6 protein-coding genes and 1 pseudogene are annotated in these 6,350 nt (G+C 59.3%); 4 read left to right on the plus strand and 3 right to left on the minus strand.

The genetic code is table 11. The features are described from left to right. The 3 genes from ACIONG_RS28055 to ACIONG_RS28065 all read right to left on the minus strand — a co-directional run. Positions 1–379 (minus strand): IMP dehydrogenase (locus ACIONG_RS28055; protein WP_401304054.1); only part of this gene is annotated, 379 nt, incomplete at its 3' end. 116 nt (positions 380–495) lie between these two features. After that, positions 496–1,044: a sugar ABC transporter ATPase gene (locus ACIONG_RS28060; RefSeq protein WP_103304552.1), complete on the minus strand. Its 549-nt coding sequence runs from the start codon at positions 1,042–1,044 to the stop codon at positions 496–498. A 182-nt stretch (positions 1,045–1,226) separates the two neighbouring features. Next, positions 1,227–1,994 (minus strand): sulfite exporter TauE/SafE family protein, encoded by a 768-nt coding sequence (locus tag ACIONG_RS28065; RefSeq protein ID WP_103304551.1) that lies wholly within the window; start codon positions 1,992–1,994, stop codon positions 1,227–1,229. 100 nt (positions 1,995–2,094) lie between these two features. Here ACIONG_RS28065 and ACIONG_RS28070 point away from each other — a divergent pair, with 100 nt between their 5' ends. The 4 genes and pseudogenes from ACIONG_RS28070 to ACIONG_RS28085 all read left to right on the plus strand — a co-directional run. Further along, entirely contained in the window at positions 2,095–2,982 is an 888-nt protein-coding gene (locus ACIONG_RS28070; protein WP_401304057.1) for a LysR family transcriptional regulator, read from the plus strand. A 130-nt stretch (positions 2,983–3,112) separates the two neighbouring features. Continuing rightward, complete coding sequence (gene xseA, locus ACIONG_RS28075) at positions 3,113–4,492, plus strand: exodeoxyribonuclease VII large subunit (RefSeq protein WP_016984362.1); 1,380 nt, start codon at positions 3,113–3,115, stop codon at positions 4,490–4,492. Positions 4,493–4,495: 3 nt separating this feature from the next. Then, a complete protein-coding gene (locus ACIONG_RS28080; protein ID WP_401304060.1) occupies positions 4,496–5,317 on the plus strand; it encodes a peptidoglycan DD-metalloendopeptidase family protein in 822 nt (273 codons plus the stop codon). A gap of 462 nt (positions 5,318–5,779) precedes the next feature. Continuing rightward, positions 5,780–6,350: pseudogene (locus ACIONG_RS28085) on the plus strand (2-isopropylmalate synthase); the annotation flags it as partial.

The following is a 6,350-nucleotide window of genomic DNA, read 5'->3' on the forward strand; positions in this document are numbered from 1 at the left end:
CATGGTGCAGTACCGGAACGCCGGAAATGTTGTGCATGCGGGTCAATTCGAACAGATCACGAACCGTGGCGTCAGCCTCGATGGTGATCGGATCCTTGACGACGCCGGCTTCGAACTTCTTGACCTTGCGAACTTCGGCAGCTTGCTGCTCGATGGTCATGTTCTTGTGGATAATGCCGATGCCACCTTCCTGAGCCATGGCGATTGCCAGACGGGCTTCAGTGACGGTGTCCATTGCAGCAGAAACCAGAGGAATGTTCAGCTCGATGCCACGGGTAAGGCGGGTCTTGAGACTGACTTCGTTAGGAAGCACCTCGGAATAACCAGGCACTAGGAGAATGTCGTCGAATGTCAGAGCTTCTTGGCTGATACGCAGCATCGCGGGGGCTCCCGAGCGGGAAAATGGAAGCGCGCCATTATAGTCAGACACCCCCTGCTGTTCAATGTAAAACTCTGCTTAATATCAATGTTGCTGATGTACGGGTATCGCCGGCTCTACAGTTCTACCTTGACCCAAGAGACAGGTTGATCCAGCCAATCGGCAAATTCATCGATAAAGCTCTGCTTGAACCCTGCTTCCAGCCAGTTATTGAAGATGAAACCGAGGTTGGAGAACGCGCACTCCTGCAGGTACAGAAAGCCGTTGATGTCGTCTTCGTGCCCGCATTCTGGGCAGGTGAAGTTGTCGGTGCGGCCTGGGAACCAGTCTTCGAGGCTTTCGAACAGCGCTTCGCCGACTTCGCGGCGGCACTCGGCGCAACCGGCTTCTTCGAGAAAGCCCTTGGCCGGAGTGTAGATGCAGCGTTTGGTGACGATCTCCAGGCCGTTGATCGGCTCGCCGAACGGCAGCGCCTCTGGGTGCAACACCACGGCGCGGGCGCCATCGGCAATGGCGTGGGCCATGCGGTTGCCAGTGCGCCCGCAGGTGGTCAACTCTTCCTCGATGATGTTCTTGCGCACCAGCCAGCGCACGATCGCCCGGGCCCGGGGTTCGTGGACCGGCAGGGTGGAAATTTTCGGGACGATGATGCTTTGCGAATTCATGGGTGCAGCCTGTGACGTCAAATGGAAATTCTGCGGTGCTCTCTCCGACGCCATCGTTGGCAAGCCAACTCCCACAGGTTTTCTGGTGTACACAATATTTGTGAGCGACCGAACTCTGTGGGAGCTGGCTTGCCAGCGATGGCGTCAGTGCGGGCGGCAGCTTAATCCCTGACGAAATGCGGTCAAGTGCTGAAATAACGCCCGATCAACGCAATCCCGCTCGCCAGCACCAGCCACGTCACCAGCCGTACAAACGCCTCGCGAGACAAGCGCAGGGTCAACCGCCGCCCGATCCACAACCCCAGCGCCATGGCCGGTAACAGACACAGCGCCAACATCAACAAGGGTAGCTCGGCATACACGCCGGCGATGGCAAACAGGCTCAAACGCACCACCGTACTGCAACTGATCAGCGCACTTTGCGTGGCCCGCGCTGCGTCTTTCGGCAACCGGCTGTTGAGATAGATCGCGTATAAAAAGCCGCCACTGCCAAACAGCGCCCCGAACAACCCACCGACCGTACCCATCGGCACCGCCCACGCCGCTGACAATTGCGCCGGCCGCGTTTTGACCCACAGGCTGTAAATCGCATAGGCGCTGATGAACAGCCCCATCAGCAGCAACAACAGCTCCGATTTGAGGTTGAGCAGGAAGATCACCCCCAACGTGCAACCCACGGCCATGCACGGCAGCAGCCGCAGCAACTCAGGCTTGGCCACATCGCGGCGCGACGGCAGCAGATTGCCGAACGCTGCAACGAAATCCAGCAACACCAGCAACGGCACGATTTTCGACAACGGCATAAACACAATCAGAATCGGCCCCGCCACCAGCGCCGTGCCAAATCCGGCGATGCCGAACACGATATAAGCCAGCGCGATAGCCAGCCCGATCACCACCCAGCCCTCGGCGCCCCACGCCCATTCATTCAACAGTCCTGCCACACTCATCGATCCGCGTCCTTAATAAGCTTGCGATGACTTTAGCCAGCGCCAAGCGTTGCGACTAATATCTTCAAAGCCGACCACCCATCTCGAAAAGGCATACCTCGTGCTGTCTACACGCCAACTGCGTTACTTCGTGGAAATCGCCGAATGCGGCAGTTTCAGTGCCGCTGCCGAGCGATTGTTCATTGCGCAATCGGCGCTGAGCCGGCAGATCAAGGAGATGGAGATCCAGTTGCAAACACCGTTGTTCGAACGCACCGCGCGCCAGCCTCGACTCACCGCCGCGGGCGAAGCGTTTTTACCGCGTGCGAAAAATCTGCTCAACGAGCTGAGTAAAGCCAGCGCCATGGCCACCGAAATCGGTAACGGCCAACTCGGTACATTGCGCCTGAGTCATTCGAGCACCGTACCGATCAGTGGGCGCCTGCTGCGTGACATCAGTCGCTACCTCGATCAGCAACAAGGCGTGTCGCTGGACATCGGCAAACTGTCCTCGGAGGCGCAACTTGAGGATCTGGCCGAGGGGCGCCTCGATATTGGCTTGCTGCGCCTGCCTGTGCTTCGTCAGCGTGAAGGCATTCAGATTGTGCCGCTGTTTACTGAGCGTTTGCTGCTGGCAGTTCCGGCCGAACATCGGTTGGCCGATTCGGCCCTGGTCGAACTGGCGCAACTGAAGGATGAACCGTTCATTTCCATTCCCCATCCACAGCGCGGCGGCCTGAGCTATTTATGTGCCGACCTGTGCATGCGTCAGGGCTTTTTTCCGAAAGCGGCGCGGGTGATGTCGCGCAAGACCACGCAATTGCAGTTGATTCAGGCCGGATTCGGCATTGCCCTGCTGCCGGAATCGATGCAGGACCTTGCCCCGCCCGGCGTACGCTTTTTGCCACTGAGCGACCCCGACTGCCAAAGCACCGTCGCCCTCGCCTATCGCCAGAACCCTACTCCACTGATCCAACACTTCCTCCAGACTTTTACAAATCCCTTGTAGGAGTGAGCCTGCTCGCGATAGCGATCTGTCCATCACCACCTCTTCGCCTGACACACCGCTATCGCGAGCAGGCTTACTCCTACAGGGGACATGTGGTGATTCGACGGCGAATGCCTTTAAACTGCGCCCCATGATTAAAGATCCCTTTGCAAGACTTGGCCTGGACCGTGAAGTCCTGACCGTCAGCCAGCTCAACGGCCGTGCGCGGGTGTTGCTCGAAGACGTGTTCAGCAACATCTGGGTCGAAGGCGAAATCTCCAACCTCGCCCGCCCGGCGTCGGGGCACATTTACTTCACGCTCAAGGACAGCGGCGCACAGGTGCGCTGTGCCTTGTTCCGCCAGAACGCGGCGCGCGTGCGTCAGGCGCTGAAGGATGGCCTGGCCGTGAAGGTGCGCGGCAAGGTTTCACTGTTCGAGGGCCGTGGCGACTACCAGCTGATTCTCGACACCGTGGAGCCGGCCGGTGACGGTGCGTTGCGTCTGGCCTTCGATGCACTGAAGGAAAAGCTCAGCGCCGAAGGCCTGTTCAGCGCCGAACGCAAAGTGCCGCTGCCGGCGCATCCGCAGCGCATCGGCATCATCAGCTCGCCGACCGGCGCGGTGATCCGCGACATCATCAGCGTGTTCCGCCGTCGTGCGCCGCAGGTGCAACTGACGCTGATTCCGACTGCCGTACAGGGCCGCGAAGCCACTGCACAAATCGTCCGCGCCCTGAAAATGGCCGATGCCCGCGGCTTCGATGCGTTGATCCTTGCCCGTGGCGGTGGCTCGCTGGAAGACCTCTGGTGCTTCAACGAAGAAGCCGTGGCCCGCGCCGTCGATGCCTGCGTAACGCCGATTGTCAGCGCTGTCGGCCATGAAACCGATGTGTCGATCAGCGACTTTGTCGCCGACGTTCGCGCACCGACGCCTTCCGCCGCCGCCGAACTGCTCGCCCCAGACTCCAGCCATCTGATCCGTCAGGTGGAAAGCCTGCACCGCCGTCTGGTGATGCGCATGCGAGACCGTTTGATGCGTGATCGCCTGCGCCTTGAAGGCATGGCCCGGCGTCTGCGTCATCCCGGTGAACGTCTGCGCCAGCAGGCTCAGCGTCTGGACGATCTGGACATGCGCATGCGCCGCGCCTTTGAACGTCACCTCAACACCCGCCGCGAACGCCTGATTCGCCTGGAAACGCGCCTCGCCGGTCAGCATCCGGGACGGCAACTGGCGATGCTGCGCCAACGTCTGGACAGCCTCGCCGAACGCCTGCCGCGAGCCATGCGCGAAGGTCTGAAAAACCGTCGTCTGCAATTGCATAGCCAGATGCAGACACTGCATGTGGTCAGTCCGCTGGCGACCCTCGGCCGTGGTTACAGCATCCTGCTCGACGAGCGCGGCCATGCGATTCGCAACGCCGCACAGACTCACACCGGGCAGCGCCTCAAAGCCAAACTCGGCGAAGGCGAACTGCAAGTGCGCGTCGAGGACAATCACCTGACGCCTGTCACCCTCTCTTTACTGGACTGATCCATGCCGCGTTTTCTGGCTCCATTGTTTTTGCTCTGTCTGACCTTCAACGCCCACGCCGACAGTTACATCACCCGGCTGCTGAACAAACCGGTGCCGGGCGGCGTCGCGGTGGTTGATCTGGGCGTTGCCGCTCAGGCGCCGAAAGCCACGTATCAGGGCAAACCGGTGCTGGTGGTGAAGGAGCAGAACAATTGGCTGGCGATTGTTGGCGTGCCGCTAACGGTCAAGCCCGGCGCGCAGCAGATCAGCAGTGGTGGGCGCAATCTGCCGTTTACCGTGGGCAACAAGAAATACCCTGAACAACGCATCACCCTGAAGAACAAGCAGCAAGTCAATCCGGATCAGTCGAACCTCAAGCGCATCGATGGCGAACTGGCCGAGCAGATCAAGGCGTATCGAAGTTTCAGCCCGAACACGCCGAGCAATCTGCTGCTGGACAAACCGGTCAACGGGCCGCTGTCGAGCAAGTTTGGTGTGCGCCGTTTCTTCAATGGTGAAGAGCGCAATCCGCATGCGGGCCTGGACTTCGCGGTGCCGGCGGGCACGCCGATCAAGACGCCGGCGGCGGGCAAGGTAATTCTGACCGGCAACTATTTTTTCAACGGCAACACGGTGTTTGTCGACCATGGCCAGGGCTTTATCAGCATGTTCTGCCATATGTCGAAGATTGATGTGAAGGTCGGCGATCAACTGGCGCGTGGCGCAGTGGTCGGCAAAGTGGGTTCGACTGGCCGGGCGACCGGGCCGCACATGCACTGGAATATCAGCCTGAATGATGCGCGGGTGGATCCGGCGATTTTCATTGGTGCATTCCAGCCTTAAATATGTGTTGAGGCGACCGGCCTCTTCGCGAGCAGGCTCGCTCCCACACTCGATCTTATTAACAACAAAGATCCCCTGTGGGAGCGAGCCTGCTCGCGAAGGCGGCCTGTACAACACCGCAATACTCAATGCCCCCCAAAAAATCAATTGCGCCCCAACCGAACCCCGCGCAAAAAACTAAACAATCGCCTTTATTACGCACAATAAAATCGCGCAAAAACTCGCTTTCCGAGTATTCCTCTCAATTTTTTCCGACTGCTTGCCATCCTTCCCACCCGCGGTTAGGGTTGAAGGCATGAAAACCTCTCACACCCTTATTCAGCTTCGCCAGCACCGCAGCCTGTGCCTCGTCAGCGCACGACTGCCGGGCTGAATCGCTGCGCCTCGTCCCACGCTTTTCCAAGAACATTCGTTCCACCGGCAGGCCGCCTCTTTTCGGCCCAGACAATAAGGAATTTCCCGATGAGCATGCTCAAAGATCCGTCTTCGAAATACCGCGCATTTCCCGTCATCAATTTGCCGGATCGCACCTGGCCGTCGAAAACCATCGACACCGCGCCGATCTGGTGCAGCTCCGACCTGCGTGACGGCAACCAGTCGCTGATCGAGCCGATGGACGCGGTGAAAAAGCTGCGCTTCTGGAAAACCCTCGTTCAAGTGGGTGTGAAGGAAATCGAAGCCTCGTTCCCGGCAGCGTCGCAAACCGACTTCGACTTCGTGCGTACTCTCATCGAGGAAGGCCATATCCCGGACGACACCACCATTCAGGTGCTGACCCAGGGCCGTGAAGACTTGATCGAGCGCACTTTCGAATCCCTGCGCGGGGCGAAAAAAGCCATCGTTCACCTGTACAACGCTACCTCGCCGTCTTTCCGTCGCATTGTCTTCAACCAGGACAAGGACGGCATCAAGGCCATCGCGGTCAACGCCGCCAAGCTGTTCGTCAAATACGCCGCGATGCAGCCGGACACCGAGTGGACCTTCGAATACTCGCCGGAAACCTTCAGCGCCACCGAACTGGAATTCGCCAAGG

Source organism: Pseudomonas sp. NPDC087817 (assembly GCF_044742875.1).
In the GTDB taxonomy this organism is placed as follows: domain Bacteria; phylum Pseudomonadota; class Gammaproteobacteria; order Pseudomonadales; family Pseudomonadaceae; genus Aquipseudomonas.

Bases quoted from the DNA above. Each gene is read 5' to 3' on its own strand.
- ACIONG_RS28060 (WP_103304552.1), bottom strand. From the start codon at position 1,044: ATGAATTCGCAAAGCATCATCGTCCCGAAAATTTCCACCCTGCCGGTC.
- ACIONG_RS28065 (WP_103304551.1), bottom strand. From the start codon at position 1,994: ATGAGTGTGGCAGGACTGTTGAATGAATGGGCGTGGGGCGCCGAGGGC.
- xseA (WP_016984362.1), top strand. From the start codon at position 3,113: ATGATTAAAGATCCCTTTGCAAGACTTGGCCTGGACCGTGAAGTCCTG.
- ACIONG_RS28080 (WP_401304060.1), top strand. From the start codon at position 4,496: ATGCCGCGTTTTCTGGCTCCATTGTTTTTGCTCTGTCTGACCTTCAAC.